The sequence below is a fragment of the Raoultibacter massiliensis genome (assembly GCF_900199545.1).
GTDB classification, from domain to species: Bacteria; Actinomycetota; Coriobacteriia; order Coriobacteriales; family Eggerthellaceae; genus Raoultibacter; species Raoultibacter massiliensis.
Map to the genome: position 1 here is coordinate 456,822 of NZ_LT962670.1, position 20,725 is coordinate 477,546.

General features: G+C 59.5%; 16 protein-coding genes. 14 read left to right on the forward strand and 2 right to left on the reverse strand.

Annotated elements, in window-relative coordinates; all coding sequences use genetic code 11:
* Positions 1–7 precede the first annotated feature (7 nt).
* The 10 genes from C1719_RS01880 (at position 8) to C1719_RS01925 (ending at position 13,517) form a co-directional block, all read left to right on the forward strand.
* Positions 8–2,608, forward strand: coding sequence for an EAL domain-containing protein (locus C1719_RS01880; protein WP_102373545.1), 2,601 nt, complete (start codon positions 8–10; stop codon positions 2,606–2,608).
* Between the two features lie 136 nt (positions 2,609–2,744).
* Entirely contained in the window at positions 2,745–3,689 is a 945-nt protein-coding gene (gene cysK / locus C1719_RS01885) for a cysteine synthase A (protein WP_102373546.1), read from the forward strand.
* A gap of 67 nt (positions 3,690–3,756) precedes the next feature.
* On the forward strand, positions 3,757–4,875 hold the full coding sequence (gene tilS, locus C1719_RS01890; protein ID WP_102373547.1) for a tRNA lysidine(34) synthetase TilS: 1,119 nt from the start codon (positions 3,757–3,759) through the stop codon (positions 4,873–4,875).
* Positions 4,876–4,897: 22 nt separating this feature from the next.
* A complete protein-coding gene (locus C1719_RS01895) occupies positions 4,898–5,647 on the forward strand; it encodes a Maf family protein (protein WP_102373548.1) in 750 nt (249 codons plus the stop codon).
* 217 nt (positions 5,648–5,864) lie between these two features.
* Complete coding sequence (gene hpt / locus C1719_RS01900; RefSeq protein WP_102373549.1) at positions 5,865–6,416, forward strand: hypoxanthine phosphoribosyltransferase; 552 nt, start codon at positions 5,865–5,867, stop codon at positions 6,414–6,416.
* A gap of 54 nt (positions 6,417–6,470) precedes the next feature.
* Positions 6,471–8,855: an ATP-dependent zinc metalloprotease FtsH gene (gene ftsH, locus C1719_RS01905; RefSeq protein WP_245874250.1), complete on the forward strand. Its 2,385-nt coding sequence runs from the start codon at positions 6,471–6,473 to the stop codon at positions 8,853–8,855.
* Between the two features lie 3 nt (positions 8,856–8,858).
* The gene (folP, locus tag C1719_RS01910; RefSeq protein WP_102373550.1) at positions 8,859–10,178 is read left to right on the forward strand and encodes a dihydropteroate synthase; all 1,320 of its coding nucleotides are present in this window, start codon (positions 8,859–8,861) and stop codon (positions 10,176–10,178) included.
* A 9-nt stretch (positions 10,179–10,187) separates the two neighbouring features.
* Positions 10,188–11,087, forward strand: coding sequence for a biotin--[acetyl-CoA-carboxylase] ligase (locus C1719_RS01915; protein WP_245874252.1), 900 nt, complete (start codon positions 10,188–10,190; stop codon positions 11,085–11,087).
* Positions 11,088–11,354: 267 nt separating this feature from the next.
* Entirely contained in the window at positions 11,355–12,812 is a 1,458-nt protein-coding gene (locus tag C1719_RS01920; protein WP_425439799.1) for an MATE family efflux transporter, read from the forward strand.
* 81 nt (positions 12,813–12,893) lie between these two features.
* A complete protein-coding gene (locus C1719_RS01925; RefSeq protein ID WP_102373551.1) occupies positions 12,894–13,517 on the forward strand; it encodes a biotin transporter BioY in 624 nt (207 codons plus the stop codon).
* Between the two features lie 134 nt (positions 13,518–13,651).
* Here the strand turns inward: C1719_RS01925 and C1719_RS01930 are convergent, their stop codons facing one another.
* Positions 13,652–14,428 (reverse strand): 4Fe-4S binding protein, encoded by a 777-nt coding sequence (locus C1719_RS01930; protein ID WP_102373552.1) that lies wholly within the window; start codon positions 14,426–14,428, stop codon positions 13,652–13,654.
* Between the two features lie 146 nt (positions 14,429–14,574).
* Here C1719_RS01930 and C1719_RS01935 point away from each other — a divergent pair, with 146 nt between their 5' ends.
* From C1719_RS01935 to C1719_RS01950, 4 genes are all read left to right on the forward strand, one after another.
* The gene (locus C1719_RS01935; protein ID WP_245874256.1) at positions 14,575–15,018 is read left to right on the forward strand and encodes a rhodanese-like domain-containing protein; all 444 of its coding nucleotides are present in this window, start codon (positions 14,575–14,577) and stop codon (positions 15,016–15,018) included.
* A gap of 187 nt (positions 15,019–15,205) precedes the next feature.
* Positions 15,206–17,446 carry a molybdopterin-dependent oxidoreductase gene (locus C1719_RS01940; protein WP_102373553.1) on the forward strand — a complete coding sequence of 747 codons (2,241 nt, stop codon included), beginning with the start codon at positions 15,206–15,208 and terminating at the stop codon, positions 17,444–17,446.
* Positions 17,447–17,450: 4 nt separating this feature from the next.
* The gene (locus C1719_RS01945; protein ID WP_102373554.1) at positions 17,451–17,786 is read left to right on the forward strand and encodes a 4Fe-4S binding protein; all 336 of its coding nucleotides are present in this window, start codon (positions 17,451–17,453) and stop codon (positions 17,784–17,786) included.
* Positions 17,787–17,853: 67 nt separating this feature from the next.
* Positions 17,854–18,588, forward strand: coding sequence for a hypothetical protein (locus C1719_RS01950; RefSeq protein WP_102373555.1), 735 nt, complete (start codon positions 17,854–17,856; stop codon positions 18,586–18,588).
* A gap of 382 nt (positions 18,589–18,970) precedes the next feature.
* On the opposite strand, the gene C1719_RS01955 is transcribed toward C1719_RS01950, so the two are convergent.
* Positions 18,971–20,407: an SLC13 family permease gene (locus C1719_RS01955; protein ID WP_146007823.1), complete on the reverse strand. Its 1,437-nt coding sequence runs from the start codon at positions 20,405–20,407 to the stop codon at positions 18,971–18,973.
* Between the last annotated feature and the right edge of the window lie 318 nt (positions 20,408–20,725).

The window sequence follows — 20,725 nt, forward strand, 5'->3', positions numbered from 1 at the left end:
GCAGCACATGGCAGAAGGCAACAACGGGGCAGCCGCCCACGGCGGCGAGAAACGCTCCTCGCAGGCTGATGACGATAACCAGGCAATCGAAGGATTCGTGCTCAACGCCGTCATGGACGGCATGAAATCCAACGTCTACATAACCGATCCGAAAAACGATCGCATTCTTTTCATGAACAGAACCATGAAGGAGGATTTCGGCCTCGAGCACCCTGAAGGCGAGGTGTGCTGGAAGATTCTGCAAAAAGGCCTGCGCGAGCGCTGCTCTTTCTGTCCGGTGACCGAGCTCATGAAGCGCGGGGCTCCTTCCGTCATCCAGTGGGAAGAGGAGAGCTGCGTTACCGGCCGGTCCTATCGCAACTACGACAGCCTGATCTCGTGGCTCGATGGATCGCTCGTCCATCTGCAGCAATCGATCGACATGACCGAATGGAAAACGGCGAACCTCGACGAACTGACCGATATGATGACCCGCCGTGCGGGCAAGGAGGCGCTCCAATCGTCGCTCGAGACTGCGGCGAAGGGCAACCGGGTCATTTCAGTGTGCTTGTATGACATCAACCATCTCAAAGATGTGAACGATCGGTTCGGACACGCCGAAGGGGATCGTCTGATCCGCGTGATCACCCGAGCCGTGTCGAAGGTGTTCAAGAGGGGCGATTTCGGGTTCAGGTTGAGCGGCGACGAATTCATCGCCGTGATAAACGCCGATGCCGTTGAAGCGAAGCGGCTCCTTGAATCGGTGCTCGCCGAGCTGTGCGGACTCTCGCGCACGCAGGCGTATCCCTACCAGGTGAGCTTCTGTTTCGGAATCGTCGAGGTCCTGCCTGGATCCGATCTGACTTTGGCAGAGGCGATCGCCCGTGCCGATCAGCGCATGTACGATCAAAAGCGCCGGTTCCATATAGAAGAAAGCGAGCGCAAGGCGCTTGCCGAGCAGCCGACGCCTTCGGATGTCGAGACGTTCGAATACAATGCCAACCGTTTGCTCGACGCTCTCGTGAAGAGCACTGACGATTACATCTACGTATGCAATATGAAGACCGGGATCTTCTGCTACCCTAAGGCGATGGTCGAAGAGTTCGATCTTCCCGGCCAGGTTATCGAGAACGCCGCCGCTATCTGGGGTGCGAAGGTCCACGAAAACGACAAGCGGGTCTTCCTCGAATCGAATCAAGAGATTTCCGACGGGCGGACGACCTCGCATTGCGTCGAATACCGCGCAATCAACCGCCGCGGCGAATGGGTATGGCTGCGCTGCCGCGGCCATCTTGTCCTCGATGCGCGTGGAGAACCCGAGCTGTTCGCCGGGATCATCACCAATCTGGGGAAGAAGGAGAAGATCGACCATCTGACCGGGCTGCTTTCGCGCTACGAGTACGAAGAGGCGGTCAACTGCCGTATCGACGATTATCCCGACCGTCCGTTCGGCGTCATGGAGCTGGGCATTGACGATCTGCGCCACATCAACGATCTGCACGACCGCACGTTCGGCGACGAGGTCATACGCATCACGGCGCAGAAGATCCAATCGCTGCTTCCGCCGACCGCATCGGTATACCGCCTCGATGGCGACGAGTTCGGCGTTATCATCGACGAGGCAGACCACGAGGCGCTCCATCGGTTCTACGGCGTGATTGACGAGAGCTGCCAGAGCTTGCAGGAATTCGAGGGCAAGCGCTTCTACTGCGCGCTTTCGGCAGGATGCGCCTGCTATCCCCGTGATGCCGATAACTACCTCGATCTCGCGAAGTACTCGGGTTATTCGCTCGAGTATGCAAAGGCGCATGGCAAAAGGCGCTGCGTGTGCTTCTCTCCGGAAATACTCGGAGAGCGTGCGCGCGAGCTCAAGCTGGTCGAGCTGCTGAGGGCGAGCATCGAAAACGATTTCGATGGCTTCAGCCTGTGCTATCAGCCCCAGATCGATACGAATTCGGGGACGGTCACGGGCGCCGAGGCGCTCGCCCGCTTCCAGTGCGAGGAGTTCGGAGCGGTGTCGCCCGTCGAGTTCATCCCGCTGCTTGAGAAAACCGGCCTGATCATCCCCATGGGGAAATGGGTGCTGTGGACCGCCGCGACCCAGTGCAAGAACTGGATGGCGATCGACGGCGATTTCGTGATGAGCGTCAACCTGTCGTATCGCCAGATCGACAGCGATTCGCTCGTCCCCTTCATCGAGGATACGCTTCAGGAGACGGGTCTTCCGGCGAAAAATCTCGTCATCGAGATGACCGAAAGTTATTTTGCCTCCGATGAGGATCCCGTGCGCACTGTGTTCGACCAGATCAGAAGCTTGGGCGTGCGCGTTGCCATGGACGATTTCGGGACGGGTTACTCGGCGCTCGGCATGTTGAAGAAGTCTCCGGCCGACATCGTGAAGATCGACCGCATGTTCGTGACCGATGTCCAGGCGAGCACCTTCGATGCGACGTTCATCAAGTTCGTCGTCGAGCTATGCCATGACGTCGGCATCGAAGTATGCCTCGAAGGCGTCGAAACCGACGGCGAGTATGCGGCGGTGAGCGCCATGGGTCTCGACTACATCCAGGGATTTCTGTTCGGACGCCCCTATCCGCCCGACGAGTTTCGCCGCCGATTCTTGCCGTAGAGCCGTCTTTCGATAGCCATCGGGCCGAAAGGGCCCGCCTGATCCGATCGGCGGGCCTGCTTGTTTCATGGGTTCACAGTGGTATGCGCATGCGGGCGTGCGGTACAATAAGGGCTTCGATGAGACAGGAGCCCGCATGGATGAACTATCGCACGCAATTGGCAAAACGCACCTGATCAAACTCAACAAGCTCTCGGATGAAGTCGGGGCATCCGTGTACGTGAAGTACGAGGCGGCCAATCCGGGCGCATCGGTAAAGGATCGCGCGGCCCTTTCGATGCTCGATCGTGCCGAAGAGCGGGGAGAGATAGTTCCGGGCAAAACAGTGCTCGTCGAGCCGACGAGCGGCAATACGGGCATCGCCATCGCAATGCTTGGAGCGGCGCGCGGATACGAGGTCGTCTTAACCATGCCCGAATCGATGAGTCGCGAGCGCAGGGCGCTTTTGGCCGCATACGGTGCGACGCTTGTGCTGACGCCCGCCGCTGCTGGCATGGCGGGGGCGGTTGCCCGTGCAGACGAGATCGTTGCGGAGAACCCGAACGCATGGGTGGTCGGGCAGTTCACGAATCCCGACAACCCGCGTGCGCACGAAGAGCATACCGGTCCCGAAATCGAGCACGACCTCGGGGCGGCTCCCGATTTCATCGTGGCGGGGGCGGGCACGGGGGGAACGATTTCGGGTCTTGCCCATTATTTCCTTTCGCGCAACGCGCAAACGCGCTGCTATGCGGTCGAACCAGCCGAAAGCCCGCTCATATCGCAAAGCATGCATGGCGATCCCATCGAGCCTGCCGCCCACGGAATACAGGGCATCGGGGCGAACTTCATCCCCGCAACGCTTGACATCGCGGCTCTCGATGGCGCCTTGGGCGTTTCCACCGAAGACGCTATCGGGCAGGCGCGCTGGCTTGCCGTCGAAGAAGGTCTTCTCGTCGGTATTTCGTCGGGGGCCAACATCGCAGGAGTCCGCAAGCTTGCGGCCGAGCACCCCGAGGCGGCGGGATCGACCATCGTCACGATTGCGGTCGATACGGGCGAACGCTACATCTCGACGCCGCTTTTCGACGGAATCGGGTAGCGCCGTCGAGTGCCGTGCGCCGGGCGGGATCGGGCGGGAACCAGTGGGAAATCGAAAGGAAGGGCATATGGGATACGCCGAGGATATTTTCGAGCAGGCGAAGCGAACGATCGCCGAACATGAGCTTGCATCGGGTGATACGCCGGTGCTGCTCATGGTTTCAGGCGGCTCCGATTCGACGGCGCTCGCCTACCTTGCCCGCGATTTGCGCGACGCAGGGGAGGTTGGGCCGATCGCCATGCTGCACGTGAATCATCAGCTGCGAGGCGATGATGCCGACAAGGACCAGGCGTTCGTCGAAAAGCTTGCCGAGCTGCTCGACATACCGTTGTTTTCCTGCGAGATCGATATCGCAGGCGAGGCGCGCAGAACCGGCGAGAACGTCGAGGCGGTGGCGCGCCACGAACGCTATCTTGCGGCGAACGAAGCGCTTGAAAGCCTGTGTCTGCACGGGGCAGCGCCCCTATCGGATGGACGCATATTCACGGCGCACACGCAGGATGATCGCGTGGAGAACTTCTACATGCGCTCGATCGTGGGCACGGGTCCGGGCGGCTTTCGCTCCATGCTGTACCGCAACGGCCCCATCGTTCGGCCGCTCATGGATGCAAGCCGTGCCGATCTGCGCGCCTACCTGGAAGAGCGGGCGGAATCGGGCCTTCCGACGCTGCGTGACGAATCGGGCGACCTGTGGCGCGAGGATGCGACGAACGCCCATACCGACCGGTTCCGTGCGTTCGTGCGACACGAGATCGTCGCGCGCGCCAAAAAGCGCAATCCTCAGCTTCTCGATACGCTTTGCAGGACCATGAACCTGATCGCCGATGAAGACGATATGCTCGATGAGCAGGCGGCGAAGATCGTCGAGCGCCAGGTGGCGTGGTTGGAAACCGACGAGGCCCTCGGCACCGACCATTCGGCGGGCTGTGTTCTTTCGCCCGAATTCGGCTGCGAGCCCGTGCCCTTGCAGCGGCGCGCTTGCATGGAAGTGCTTCAGCTCATGCTCGGCGCCGACGCCCGTGTGGAAACCGCGTCGGTCGAAAGCGTGCTCGCCGGCTTTGCCGAAGGCGCGCCCATCGGGGGTTACACGAACAACATCCAGGGCGATCTTGCCGTGAGCGCCAACAAGCGCGGCGTACGCATCGAGCCGATGGCCGCCTATCGAGCCCGCCGCAAGAAAGCGTAAGGGTTGCGCTACAATAAGGCCTATGGATACCGAACAGAACAACCAACCTGCCGACGCACCTCAGTCGAGCGCTGCTTCGTCTGGGGCTGAAAGCCCCGAATGCGCGGCTGCAACCGACGGCTCCGCGCCGGCCTCCCAGCCTTTCGAACCCGATCGCATCGATGTGATCCTCGCTTCGGGAAGCCCCCGGAGAAAGCAGTTGCTCGAAGAGGCGGGCGTTCGCTTCACCGTGCATGTCTCCGAGGTCGACGAAACGCTCGAGCCCGACCTGCTTGCCGAGCCGGCCGAGGGGGCTAAGAAGCTCGCCGAACGCAAGGCAGGCGCCGTAGTGCAGGAAGTGCTCGCGAGCGATTACCGGGGCGCTGCCGTTGTGATCGGCGCCGATACGATGGTGGTGCTTGACGGGACGATCTTCGGCAAGCCTCGCAGCCTTTCCGATGCAAAGGGCATGCTGCGCAAGCTTTCGGGCAACACCCACGAAGTGGTGACTGCCGTATCGGTTTGGATGGTCATGGCTCCCGAACCCGAAAAGGTTTCGCTCGGCTTCAGAACGTTCAGCGATTCAAGCCTCGTCACGTTCAAAGATTTGACCGACGACGAGATCGCAGCCTATCTGAAGTGCGGCGAATCCTTCGACAAGGCGGGCGCTTACGCGGTCCAAGGCGAGGGTGCGAAGCTCGTCGAGCGTGTGGAAGGCGAACTCGATACGGTTATCGGGCTTCCGGTCAAGCGGCTTATCAGGGAGTTTCCCGACTTGCTCGAAGGCGAATAAGCCCAGCACAGTAAGGCAGGAGCCCCTAAATGTGAAAATCGTGGGGCTGGTGCCGTGTTACCGGATTGTGAATTAATCCCAACATCGTAATGATACACTTATCGCTTGTGAAGGAAGGCGGAACGACCGGTGTCGGAACTGCGGTTTTCGTTCGGGTCCCGGCTCGTCGTTCTGAAGGCCCGCGAATGCGGGCTCTTGTCATCGAAGAGGGCTGGCAGTGCACGAAGACATACAGGAAGTTTTGTTCTCAGAAGAAGAGATCGCCGCACGGGTGGCTGAAATCGGCGCCCAGATCACGAATGATTATGCGGATGCCGTGGCGCAAGACGGACAGGGCGTTATCCTCATTTCCGTACTGCGGGGCGCTGCAATCTTCATGGCCGACCTCGCTCGCCAGATCGAACTGCCGCTCGAGATGGACTACATGGCCGTCTCTTCGTATGGAAACGGCGCGAAGAGCTCGGGCGTCGTGCGCATTCTGAAAGACCTTTCGTCCGAGATCGAGGGACGCCATGTCATCGTGGCGGAGGATATCCTGGACAGCGGTCTGACGCTCAAGTACTTGATGAAGAACCTTGCTTCGCGCAAACCCGCATCGATCGAGGTTGCCACGCTGCTTCGAAAGAAAACGCTGCAGCAAGCCAAGATCGATTGCAGGTACATCGGTTTCGAATGCCCCGACCAGTTCATAGTCGGCTACGGGCTTGATTTTGCGGAGCGCTATCGCAACCTGCCCTACATCGGCATTTTGAAACCCGAGGTTTACTAGGCATTTACATCTGCTTCGGCAGAGCAAACTCGGCAAAAGAAAGACATAGGCTACATGGCAAACCAACAGCAAAGACAACCGCAACCGCCTAGCACGAGAACAACCATAATCTCGGTGGTTCTGTTCATGGTCGTCGCCTTCTTCGTAGGCAGCCAGTTCATGAACATGTCGAATACAACGCAAACCGATTCGCTCATCACGTCGGAATTCGTCCAGGCGGTAGAGCAGGATCGCGTCAACAAGGTTATCTACAACGCCGGCGATTACACGGTAACCGGCACGTATTATCCTGCGATCACTTCGGGATCGACTGCATCCGCCGCGTTCAATTCGGCGTTCGATGCGCTCAACGCGAAGCTCGGCATGGTGAAGAACCCGCTCGACGGCAAACCTCTGACGGGCGTAGCCACCGAAGAGCTTTCCATCAAAACGCTCGGCACCGAGCGCAACTACACGTCGACCTACGTCGGCCAGGATTCCCTGGGCCAGCTGCTGGCCGCCCACCCGAACATTCAGTACGAGATCAGGCTGCCTTCCGGCTTGCTCGAGGTTCTCGGCACGTTCTTGCCGTTCATCCTGCTTGCTGCGCTCCTGTTTTTCTTCTTCACCCAAATGCAGAAGGCGAACAACTCGCAGATGTCGTTCGGCAGGGCGAAAACCAAGAAGACCGCCGAGGAGCGTCCCGACGTCAAATTCTCCGATGTAGCCGGTGTCGATGAGGCCGTGGAGGAGATGACCGAGATCAAGGACTTCCTCGCAAATCCGGCGAAGTACCAGTCGATGGGTGCGAAGATCCCTCGCGGCTGCTTGCTCGTGGGCCCCCCGGGCACTGGTAAAACCCTGCTTGCCCGCGCGGTTGCCGGCGAGGCGGGCGTTCCGTTCTTCAGCATTTCCGGTTCCGATTTCGTCGAGATGTTCGTCGGCGTCGGCGCCTCGCGCGTGCGTGACTTGTTCCAGCAGGCAAAAGAGGCATCGCCTTCCATCATCTTCATCGACGAGATCGATGCGGTCGGCCGTCAGCGCGGCGCGGGTCTCGGCGGCGGCCACGACGAGCGCGAGCAGACGCTCAATCAGCTGCTCGTCGAGATGGACGGCTTCGACTCGAACGATTCGGTCGTGCTCATCGCTGCAACGAACCGCGCCGACATTCTCGACCCGGCGCTTCTGCGTCCCGGCCGCTTCGATCGGCAGATCGTCGTCGACGCGCCCGATGTGAAGGGTCGCGAGAAGATCCTCAAGGTTCACTCTAAAGACAAGCCGATCGGCAGCGATGTCGATCTCGCCAAGGTCGCCAAGCTCACACCCGGCTTCACGGGCGCCGATCTTGCCAACCTCATGAACGAAAGCGCGCTTCTGACCGCCCGTCGCGGCAAGAAGATCATTACGCAGCAGGAGGTCAGCGAATCGATGGAGCGCGTTATCGCCGGACCTGAGCGCAAGGGTCGCGTCATGGACGAGAACACAAAGCGGACGATCGCCTACCACGAAAGCGGACATGCGCTGATCGGGCACCTGCTTCCCAAGGCCGATCCCGTGCATAAGATCTCGATCATCTCGCGCGGCCGTGCTCTCGGCTACACCCTGTCCATCCCGAAAGAGGACAAGGTCCTCAACAGCTTGGGCGAAATGCGCGACGAGCTTGCCGTGTTCCTCGGCGGGCGCGTTGCCGAAGAGCTGTTCTGCGAAGACATCACCACCGGCGCATCCAACGACCTCGAGCGCGCAACGAAGATGGCGCGCGCCATCGTAACGCAGTACGGCATGAGCTCCGACCTTGGCACCCAAGTGTTCGGCCAGCCGAACCACGAGGTGTTCCTCGGCCGCGATTACGGCAATACGCAGGATTACTCCGAGCAGACCGCGCGCCGCATCGACGACGAGGTTGCCCGCATAATGAAAGAAGCGCACGATCGCGCCTACGACATCCTGTCTAAGAACCGCGAGCAGATGGACCTCATGGCGAGCGTGCTGCTCGAGCGCGAAACCGTCGAGGGCGAGGCGTGCGAAGCGCTTCTTGACAACACGTGGTCCGATTACCTCAATCGCGAGAAGGACATCATCGCGAAGAAGGAAGCCGAAGAGGCCGAAGCGCGCCGCAAGGACGAAGAGGCGATGGCGGCGGCCGAAGCTGCCCGCAAGGCCGAAGAGCAGGCGCGTCTTGCCGATCCGAACTGGCGCAGCGCCGAAGTTGCCCCTGGCGACCAGGATCCCAACGACCCCGGTCGGCCGGCAGCACCGGGCGGTCAGGGTTTCTTCAGCGAGCTTGAGAACCGCTTTCAGGAAATCCTCGACGATTCGGCGATCGATCCGAACGCGAAGAAGCCTGCCGGCAGGCCGCAGGAGCAAGCGGGAGAAAATCCAGCCGAGACTCAGCGGGAGCAGGCGGACGACAAGCTGGAAAGCCCGAGCGAGAAGAGCGAGAAAGATGGCGATAAATAGACGATGATGTGGTCGTGCTCTGATTTCGAATTCGATACAAGGATGCCCATTTTGATGGGCATCCTCAACGTTACGCCCGATTCGTTTTCCGACGGGGGAGAGCATGCCGATTTCGAGGCCGCCCTGTCACATGCGATGTCCATGGTCGAAGAGGGTGCCCGCATTATCGACGTGGGCGGCGAATCGACGCGTCCCGGTTCTGACGAGGTCCCTCTTGAAGAGGAGCTTTCGCGCACGGTGCGGGTGGTAACCGAGCTCGCCGCACGCGGAATCTGCGTGAGCATCGATACGCGTCATGCCGAGGTCGCCCGTGCGTGCGTCGAGGCTGGCGCATCGATCATCAACGACGTCTCGGGCTTTCGGGACCCTGCGATGATCGAGGTTGCGAAGCAGTGCGCCGCGGGCGTCGTGGTCATGCATATGCAAGGCGAACCGAAAACCATGCAGGATGCCCCCGTCTACAACGATGTGGTCGAAGACGTGAAGCGCTACCTTGCCGAGCGTGCGGCAGAGCTCGAGGCTGCGGGAATCGCGCATGAGCGCATCTGCATCGATCCGGGTCCCGGATTCGGCAAGACTCCGAAGCAGACCAACGAGCTGCTGCTGAACATGCAGGAGTTCGCCCGTCTCGGCTACCCATTGATGGTGGCGGTTTCGAGAAAGAGCCATATCGGCGCGCTCTACGGCATCGACGACCCGAAAGAGCGGGACGAGGTTTCGGCTCGGCAAGCTCTTGCGGCCGTCGAGCTGGGCGCAAGCATCGTGCGTACCCATAACGTTGCGTGCACGCAGCAAGCGCTCAAAGATCTGAGGCCCTATTGTTTCCTGGGACTCGGATCGAACGTTGCGCTTGTCGGCAACCCCGGGGAAGAGCGCGAAGCGAAGATCGCCGTATTGAACGAAGTGATCGGGAGTTTGGTGGCCCTGCCCGATACCCAGCTCATCGATGTCTCGAGCTTCTACGAAAGCGAACCCGCCTATCTTGAGGACCAGGATTTGTTCGTGAATGCGGTCGCTCTTATCCGCACGGGCATCGGCCCTCACGACCTGCTCGCCTACCTGCATGCGATCGAAGACAGGTTCGGGCGCACGCGCACCGTGAAAAACGGTCCGCGCACCTGCGATATCGATATCCTCGATTATCAGTGCTACGTGTGCGACGATGAGAAGCTGACGCTTCCGCACCCGCTGCTTGCCGAGCGCGATTTCGTGGTGAAGCCCCTGCTCGAACTGCGCCCCGGCCACGTGCTTGCCGACGGTGCTCCGGTTGTCGAGGATACCGTTTCGGTGGGGCGCGCCGTCAAGCTCGACCAGCGTTTCTAAGGTTAATCCATGCTCGATGCCCAGGCGATAGCGATGGCTGCGAGACCGACTCGGATTCCTTACGCATGCCGCTGCTTCGACGAGATCGATTCGACGAACGAAGAGGTAAAGCGCCGCATCGAGAAGGGCGAACCCGAAGGCACGGTGGCAACTGCGCTCGTGCAGACGGGCGGGTACGGCCGCCAGGGCAGGCGCTGGGCGAGCCCTGCGGGAAGCCTGTATCTTTCGCTGCTGCTTCGCCCGCTTGATCACGGTGTTGCCGCGAAGGATCTTCCCACGCTGAGCCTTGCCGTTGCGCTTGCGGTCCATGACGTGCTCGCATCTTTTTCCGACGATGCGGGCGTTGTCGTCAAATGGCCCAACGACGTGCTGTGTTCACAGGGAAAGCTCTGCGGCATCTCGCTTGAGGCCGTGCGGCGGGCTGTGTGCATCGGTATCGGCATCAACGTGTTCGAGCCTGCCGAAGTGCCCGAGCTGACCGGTTCGTTCGGGCCTGCGTATCTCGAGCGCATCGCCGATCTCTCCGTTTTGCATCGCCTTAAGGGCGAGGACGCCTGCTCGGATGCCTTGCCATTCGGTGGCAAACGCGCCTGCGCAGCTGCATTCGATGACGCAGGGCGCTTGTCCGTTGGCGCCTGCAGCGTGCTCGAAGATGTTGCCGGGCGTTTGCTTGCTTCGGTCGATCGCCTGTACGCGCAGTGGTTGCACGGGGGGTTCGCCGCACTTGTCGACGAGTACAACGCCCATGCTTATCTGACGGGCCGCTCGGTCGGCATCTCCTCGATGAACGGAGACGTCGTTGCTCGAGGCGAGGTCGTTCGCACGAACGAGCGGGGCTGCTTGGTGCTGAGGGATGCCGGGGGAGCCGAGTGCGCAATAGCGTCGGGCGAGGCGCACGTCGTTCTGTAGCGCCGCCGGTGGGGCGCGATGTGAACGGAGGCGTTGCCCGCATGTTCGTCCGAGGGGTTCTTGCGATTCGCTTCCATATGTCCATCCGCTTCCCGAAACCATCCGAACATCGATGTGACGAGGGTTGATGCGCTGCATTTCTTCCAATCCGCACGCAGAAGAGTAAAATAATGTTTTTCGGAGAAGAACGCATGCACAGCACGGAGGGTACCGAAGCATATGTCAGCCGCAGCAGCACAGAAGCCGTCGACCGACGCGCAAACGTCGATGGATCAGTCCGGTCCCGAATCGGGAAAGCCGGTGCGCGATGATAAAGTGGGGCGCATGGGAACGGCCTCCATCCCACTGCTTATCACAGAATTCGCCGTTCCCGCCATACTCGGAATGCTCGTCAACGGAGCCTACAACGTTATCGACTCGATCTTCCTCGGACAAGCCATGGGGGAGATCGGCCTTTCGGCTGCGACGGTAGCCAACCCCATCATGACGGTGTTTCTGGCCATTGCGATGCTGGTCGGAAACGGCGGTAACGCGCTTGCGGCATTGAGGCTTGGCCAGGGCAGGCGCGACTCCGCGGAGAGGAGCTTGGGAAACACGGTTTCTCTCAGCATCTTCTTCGCAATCGTCATTGCGCTGTGCGCAGCGAGCCCCGTAGTCCTCGACTGGCTGCTCACGCTTTCGAGTGCAACCGACGAGGTTCGTCCTTACGCAGCTTCGTTCATCCGAATCATCTGCTTCGGGTTTATCTTCCAATGCATCGGCATGGGTGTGAACAATTTCATCCGTACAGCAGGCGCACCGAACCGCGCGCTCGTGACTATGCTGATCGGCGCCGTGTTTTGCACGGCGTTCAATTATCTGTTCGTTATCCGATTCGGTTGGGGCGTCGAGGGAAGCGCGCTTGCCACGATCTGCGGGCAGGCCATCTCGTGCGCCACCGTTCTCTGGTACTTCATTATGACGAAAAACGTGCCGCTCAAGTTGAAACTGAGCGCCATGGCCCCCGACCTCAAGGTCATCGGCACCATTCTTTCACTCGGTTTGGCGAGCTTCGTCGTGCAGGCAGGCATGGCGATCGTCAGTTTCGTGATAAATCTGCTGTTGGTGAAATACGGAGCCATGAACCCCATCGGAGCCGATGACGCCCTCGCCTCGATCGGCGTAGTGCAGCGTGTTGCGATCTTCGCTACGCTTCCCCTCGTGGGCGTGTCGATTGCAATCCAGCCTTTGCTCGGGTTCAACTACGGAGCGAAGCTGATCGGTCGCGTGCGCAAAACGTTGTGGTACGGCATTGCGGCCGCTACTTCGATCGGCGTGTTCATGTGGGCGATCGTTCATCTGTTCCCCGAGGCGATCGTCGGGGCCTTCGGCATCAAGCATGCAAACCTTGTCGAATTCACCGTGTTTGCCCTGAAAGTGCAGCTTATGATGATGCCGTTCATCGGTTTTCAGATCGTGGGATCGAACTATTTCCAGGCAACGGGCCAACCGCTCAAATCGATCATTCTCTCGCTGACGCGCCAGATCCTGTTCCTCATTCCGTTGCTGTTCGTTCTGCCTGAAATGCTTCCGCAAATGCTCTCGCAGTTCACGAGCCTCGATGCGATTTACTTTGCAGCCCCCATGGCGGATTTCCTGTCCATTTTCACTACGGGGGTCTTCATCGCATTCGAGATGAGGCGCCTTGGGCGGCTCGAGCGAGGTGAAATCAAGGCGAAGTTCTAGGCCTCGCGTCACCCTTGGCGCGCTTTCGGGCTTGCGGTCGGATCCGCCTTCTGGGAATATGCGTGCCCGAGGAGGCACGATATGGTTGAGTTGCATACGAAGAAAAAAACGGCGACGCGTGCTCGGTCGCTTGCGTTTTGCGGGTTGACGATTGCGCTTATGGCGGTCTCGGCGTGGATATCCGTTCCGCTTGGACCCGTTCCGTTCACGCTTCAGACGTTCGTCATGGTATTCGCTCTGATTGTGCTTACACCGGGGCAATGCTTGGCATCGATCGGGTGCTATTTGGTTATCGGCGCCATCGGAATTCCGGTGTTTTCATCGATGCGCGGGGGTCTTGGGGTCGTTCTGGGACCAACGGGCGGGTTTCTCTGGGGGTTTTTCGTCGGGGCCGTCGTGGCACTTGCGGTTATGCGCATCCTCGAAGGCTCGGCCCGAAAAGAACAAAGCGCCTTGAGCGCCCGCTTGGATCCGCAAACGGGCGCGCGCGTTCGCCGGAGCAGGGAGCTTGCGGCGAGTTTCGTCGGCGCTTTTCTGTTCGTCGTCGTCATGTACCTATGCGGATGGGTGCAGCTCATGGCTATATCGGGCATGGGTCCTGCGGCCGCCTTCGTTACGGCGGTGGCGCCGTTTATCGTGGTCGATCTTGTGAAAACGATCGTGGGTGTGCTGACGGCCCGGGCTGTAAAGCGGGCGATTCGATAGAAACATGCAACCGCAGCATGCTGCCGTGCCGCCTCTTCCAGCTGCCGGCATCTTGCGGATTGCCTGCTTGCCGCCTGGGCGAAGCGCTGCGGGGCGGATCGCTTCGCCCGGGATGCTTTGGCGATCTTGTTCGGCTACACCCACATTTGGTTCGGCTTGCGAACGCCGGCAACCGGTCCGAGCTTTTCGGAAATCATGGCAGCGACGGGAGCGGGAAGGCTCCGCGCGTCTTTCGGACAGACTGCAACGCAGCGCATGCATTGGAAGCAGCCAGCCTCCGTGGTGTTCGGCGCACTGCGCGGGATCGCTTCGACGGGACACTGGGCCGCGCAGATGCCGCATAGTATGCAGTCGTCGGAAACGGTGGGAACCCATGCGGCACCAGAAGCTTCCTTGTAGGGGCGATTGCCGGGAACATCGGGGGTCGAAAGGGCATCCTTCGCTGCCGCTTTTTCGGCAACAAGGCGAGCGAATTTCGAGACATCCTCAAGGTCGCTCGCGTCGGGGCGCTTTGCCGCAACCGACGGGAGCATGGAGTGCCGGGCAACGAATGCGCCCGATGCGATGATTGCGAAGCCTTGGCGCGTGAGCACATCGTTGAGTTCGATAAGCGCATCGTCGAAATCGCGGTTTCCGTAGACGACTGCGCTTGCGGCGACAACTCCCTTGCCATCGAGGCGCTCGATCGCTTCGATGGCCGGGGCGGGCACTCGCCCGGCAAATACGGGAACGGCGAAAAGGGCGAGGGAGGTTTCATTCTCATCGGGATCGGGGATCGGGCGGCTTCCCCCATGGATGCCAGGGGCTGCAAGATCGACGAAGGACGCATTTCGGTCGAGCGCTCGACCGAACGCCAGCGCGATCTGCTTTGTCGATCCGGTAGGGCTGAAGTGGTAAACGGACACGCTCATGCGCTTTTCCTTTCGAAACGGCATCAGTTTGCTTCGATGATTCCATCACTTATTATACTCCGAAGCGTATTGCGCGTTGACAAGCGAAAACAATGTTATGTAGTATATGAAACTATCATGTAGGTACTTGCAGAACGGGGATGCCTTTGAAGAAGGCCCTTCTCATGGTTCTCGGTGCGGCGCTGTTTGCATCGGTGTTGGCGCTGCTCGGCTGCGCATCTGACAATGCGGCCGAAGCCTCGGGAGCCCAGGGCGATGCCAACGCGCCTCTTTTCAGCAGCATCACCGCCGAAGAAGCCAAGCGCATGATCGACGAGGGCGGAGTGACCATCGTCGACGTTCGCAGCGAATCCGAATATACCGAAGCTCATATCCCCGGGGCGATTTCGATACCCTTCGACGAGATCGGATCGAACAAGCTGGGCGTACTGCCCGATTATGGCGAGCGCATCATCGTGTATTGCCGCACGGGTGTTCAGAGCAAGCTTGCCGTGGGCAAGCTCGAGGATATCGGGTACACCGATGTTTACGATTTGGGCGGGATTAGGGATTGGTCGTACGCAACCGAGCGGAGCGGACCGATCGGCTAGCTTCCACCAGCCATAACGTATGCGCAATGGGGATACTAACCAGAGTAGTATGCCCCATTGCGGCTTTCCTCACCTTATTTTTCGTATGCACTCCGCCGTTTTTCATTTCATGCTCTCGATTCGGACGCATCGACGTTGGCGGATGCTGTCATCAGCGTTCACGACGAGGAAGGATGGGAGTGAGAGTATGGATAAATCAGAAGGCATCAAGGTTCCGCACGAAAAGCCGTATCGCTATCAAGAGGGCGAATACACCGTAACGCGTGGGAGCGCTTGGTCGGGTCCGGGATGCCATCTCGGCTGCGGTGTGCTTCTCTACACCGATAAGGACGACAAGCTCGTCAAGGTTGAGGGCGATCCCGAGAATCCGTTTACGCAGGGCCGTTTGTGCGTGCGCTGTCTGGACATGCCCGAGATCGTCAACCACGAGGATCGGCTCAAGTACCCGATGAAGCGCGCTCGCGAAGACCGCGGCAAGAACAAATGGGAGCGCATCACGTGGGACGAGGCGTACGATATCACCGTCGAGGAGTTCACGAAGATCAAGGAAAAATACGGTGCCGAATCGGTCGTGTTCATCCATGGCACCGGTCGCGATATCGCTCCGTGGCAATCGCGTTTGTGCTGGTCGTTCGGTTCTCCAAACTATGGAAACGTGCTTTCGGGCAACGCCTGCTACCTGCCGCGCGTCGCGGGCATGGCTGCGACAACCGGATCGTTTTGGGTGGCAGACGTCTCGCAGCATTTCGTGGATCGCTACGACAATCCCGATTGGGTCATGCCCGAAGTGATGTTCATCTGGGGCAACAATCCGATCATCGCCAATTCGGACGGGTTCTTCGGCCACTGGGTGATCGATCTGATGAAGATGGGGATGAAGACGGTGGTCATCGACCCGCGCGTCACGTTCCTGGCGGCGAAATCCGATCTTCATCTGCCTATCCGCCCAGGCACCGATGCCGCACTCGCCCTCGGCATGCTCAACGTCATCATCAACGAGGAAATCTACGACAAGGAGTTCGTGGATCTGTGGTGTTACGGCTTCGAAGAGCTCAAAGAGCGCGTCCAGCAGTTCCCGCCCGATAAGGTGGCGGAGATCACCTGGATCCCCGAAGAGAAGATCGTCAAGGCAGCCCGCATGCTTGCCGAGTGCAAACCTGCGACGCTGCAATGGGGTCTTGCGATCGACATGACGCGCGAGGCGATTCCCGCCGGTCAGGCGATTGCCGCGCTCTTCCAGATTACGGGCAACGTCGACAATCCGGGCGGCATGGTGCCCCCTGCGGAGATCATGGCGTATTCCGGCGGATGGGGACGCGACCTCTTGCCCCCCGAGCAGGAGCCCAAGCGCCTCGGCCTCGACCGTTACAAGCTGCTCCAGATGGGCTTCAAGCAGTCTTCGCCCGACGTGCTGATCGAAACTCTTGAGACGGGCGATCCTTACGAGATCCATGGGGCTCACTTCCAGACCACCAACGGTCTTGCTTGCATGGCCGCCGATCCCCAGCGTGTGTACAAAGCGTTCAGCAAGTGCGATTTCATCGTATCGGTCGACCTGTTCATGACGCCGACGATCATGGCGCTTGCCGACGTGGTCATGCCTGCGGCGACGTTTGCCGAACGCAACGGCATTCGCGTGGGCGACGGCCCGCAGCGCGGCGAGGTCATCAACAAAGTCACGCAGATCGGCGAATGCAAATCAGACATGCAAATCAATCTCGAGCTTGGCAAGCGCCTCAATCCCGAGGCGTGGCCGTGGGATACGCCCGAGGAGATGTTCACCGAGCTTCTGAAGCCGACCGGGTTCACCTATGAAGAACTGCGCGAAGCGGCTCCGGTGTACCTGCCTGTCGAATACTACAAGTACAAGACCGGCAAGATGCGCGCAGACGGCCAGCCCGGCTTCCAGACGGCTACCGGCCGCATCGAACTGTGGTCGACGTTCTACAACGCCGCCGAACTCGATCCGCTGCCTTACTTCGAGGAGCCCGATCCGGGTCCGGGGTCGACGCCCGAGCTGTTCGAGCAGTATCCGCTTGTTTTGACGACCGGCGCTCGCAACTGGAATTACTTCCATTCCGAGCATCGCCAGATCGAGCGTTTGCGCAAGATGCATCCCGACCCGATCGTGCAGGTTCACCCCGACAAGCTCAAGGAACTCAACATGGTCGACGGCGAGTGGGTATGGATTGAAAACCAGAACGGCCGCGCTAAGATCAGGATCGAAGAAACTCCCATTCTGACCGACCCGCGCATCGTGGCCTGCGACCACGCGTGGTGGATGCCGGAGGCGGATCCCGAGAAGTTCTTCGACGTGTTCGAGTACAACATCAACAACCTTATGGTGTACAGCCCGGGTAAGAGCGGTTTCGGCTCGAATTACAAGACGAGCATCTGCAAGCTCTACAAGATCGAGGATGGTGAATAGTCCCATGACGAAATACGGTATCCTGATTGACTACGAATGGTGCACCGGTTGCCACACCTGCGAGTTCGCGTGTCAGATGGAGCATCAATACCCCGTTGGACAGACCGGTATCCTTGTGAACGAAATCGGTCCTTGGAAGATCGAGGAAGATGTGTGGCAGCTTGCCTACATGCCGGTTCCGACCGATCAGTGCGATCTGTGCGCCGAACGCACCGAGATGGGGAAACTGCCCACGTGCGTATCTCACTGCCAAGCGAAATGCATGGAATACGGGACGCTGGAGGAGCTTTCCGCCAAGCTGGCTGAGAAGCCGAAGCAGGCGGTATTCGCTCTCGACTAAGCTTTAGTGAGGCGGGTGCTGCATTTCCCGAAGGGATGCGGTGCCCGCCGTTGCGAAAGGAAACACGATGGACACCATGGTTTTGGTGGTAGCGGCGATAGCGGTCTGCGTCGTGATAGAGATGATAGGATTTCGAGCCTACAAGCGTCACAAGGCTAAAAAGGAATCCCAGTTCACGAAAGAGCATCTTGCGGAAGTCTACGATGATCTGCAGGCTGCGCGCGCATTTTGCCTGGCGGCCAGACGTCAGTACAAAGAGCTTGCAGCGTATGCCCGCGCGAATCATCGCATGCGCGACGCCGCCGTTCTCGAAGCCATGGAAGAGGGGGAGAAATCCCATTTGTCCGAAATAGAAAGCTTCCGAGAGCGGTTGCATGCCGAATCGATCGATCCCGCAATCATGCAGGTTGCGGGATCGTCGCTTGACGATGCGCTGCGTTCCTTCGCCAAGAAGATAGACGAGTGGGCAACGGAGACGTGCTCCAATTTTTCGGCGCGTGCCCGCTTGCGCGGATACGGCGATATCGCACGCATGTACAAGCGCATGCAAGAGGTCGAGAGCCTCTACGCGGGTATCTGCCTCGACATCGCCGAGGGCGTGGATGACGGGTTAAACGATCTGTCCCGATGCCCTACCTGTGGAACCATCGTGACGGGAAGACGTCCTGCTTTTTGCACCGTCTGCACGCAGCCGGGCTTCGAGTTCGTCGCCGTGCCTCCATCGGAGGATGAGGGGGATGCTTCGGGCAAGCAGGAAGACCTTTCGGCAAAAGCGGTCGGCTGCGCATCGGCGTCTGAATAGCAGTTCGATTCGAAGGGAAGGCGGACAACCCGCCTTCTTTTCGTATTCTGGGGCCGTTCTCCCCTCTTTCCCGCTGTTCGGCTGATGCGCGAAGGCGGGCTCGTTTCGGCTTTTGCCGGTTGCCTTCTGAGGAGGCCCGATCCATGGATGCCGTTCAATTCGAGGATGTTGTCCAATTCGAGCGGGTTGCCCAGCCTGGGATGTTGTCCTGTGCGGTGCTCTTTCGGGTTGGATCATCCATCGTATCGCATCGTATCGTCCTGGCTATTGCACCCAGCGGGTTGCGCGCTAAGGCCGGGCGTGCTCTTAGCCCGAAAGAAGCGACCCCGGACATTCAGGAAAGTCCGGGGTCGCGCTGTTCGTCGGGCTGTGCGGCTTGCGGTTAGTAGCCCAGCATGCTCACGATCGGAGCGAGGATGGTCGCATGGAGAACGACCATCGCGATGGTGGGGATAATGCCGGCCTTGAAGAAATCGGCCATCTTCCACTGGTTGTACTTGAAGGTCATCATGTTGTTGCTGTCCACGCCGAGCAAGAACGTGCTGTTCGCGTTGAAGGCGATGATGACGGCGAACACTGCTGCGGATACGCCCATGCTCGGGCCCATCGCTGCAAGCGGAATGAGGCTGATGGCGATCAGCGCCGGTCCTACGGGAATGATGAGGCGCATGAGCGGCAAGGCGATGGCGGTTGCCGCAACCACTGCGAAGGCGCTCACGGCGAGCTTTCCAACGGTTGCGCCGAACAGCCAGCTTGCAGCGCCCTGTTCTTTGATGCCGCCTGCGATCGATTGGACGCAGCCGATCAGAAGCACGATACTCCACTGGACGCTTGCGATGTACTCTTTCCAGTTGAGGACGTCGATGCCGGGGAGGAAGAACACGGCGAGGCCTGCAACGGCGATGGCGGTGGCATCCCAGCCGGTCCAGTTGCTTGCAATCCATGCCACAATCATGGCAAGCAGGATGACGAGAACCTTCTTGTCGAATCCATCGAGCTTGCCGATGGAAGCGCCGTTCTTCTCGATGGCCATCATGGTCGCTTCGGAAATGCGGTCGGTTTTGAAGATGAGCGAAACCGACAGCCAGCTGACGATCAGGACGATGATTGCGATCGGGGCGCAGATGATGATCCAGTCGAGGAACGAGATGGTGAACCCGGCGTTGGCGGCCAGCATGTTGAGCGTCATGATGTTAAGAGCAGACCCTGCGGGCGTGATCATGCCGCCCATGATCGACGCGTAGGCGATACCGATCATGAGTGCCTTGCCGAGGTTCGCGGCGTGTTTCGCATCGCCGTTCTGCTTCTCGAGATCGATGATGCTCGACATGGCGATGCCGGCGAAGAGCGCCGTGCAGGGCAGGTTGGAGACAAACGCAGAAACGACGGCTGTGGCGAGCATGAATGCGAGCACGGTCGTTTTTGCATTGCCCTTCGTGAGGTGCATGAGCGCGAAGACGATCTTCGTCGGTATCTTCGTCTTGAGGAGCGCCGAAGTGATGCCGAACGACGCGAGGATGAAGAAGATGACGTTGCTGATGAAGTTGGCCCAGACGCCCGGGGTGCCGTTGTAGGCGAATATTCCAAATCCGGGCATAAGGCACATCAGGGCGAGGCCCGATATTGCCATCGGTATGGGCTCGGTGACCCACAGCACGATGCCGGCGACCATGATTGCGATGGCCATCTTCCCCTCGTAGGTCAATCCCTCCGGAACGGGAAGGAAGTGCGCGATGATAAGGATCACGATTGCGACGCCTATCAAAGCGAGGCGCTTGCCGAGCGATTTTTCTTGCGTGTTTTGTTTTGTTGCAGCCATGTGATCGATCAACCCCCTTAATAGATTAGTACACGGACACTGCTTGCACTGCGGCTACCCGTCCCCTTTCTCGCACGCCGCCGCAATGGCGCATTCTTGATGCATCTACTTTCCGTGTTTTCGCCCTCGAGTGAATCCGCTTATTCTCACTAAAACGTACGACGATCATCAAAAAATGCGCCTGATAGCTCGAAGCGAGATAAATCCTACTCTCGGTAGTACGGTTTTCGGAGCGGATTTTGCAGGAGCGAGATTCGCGCTTGGGGCTGCCTTTCTTGTTCAGATCCGTTCCGCTTGGCCTCCGTTCGCCCGGTTCTT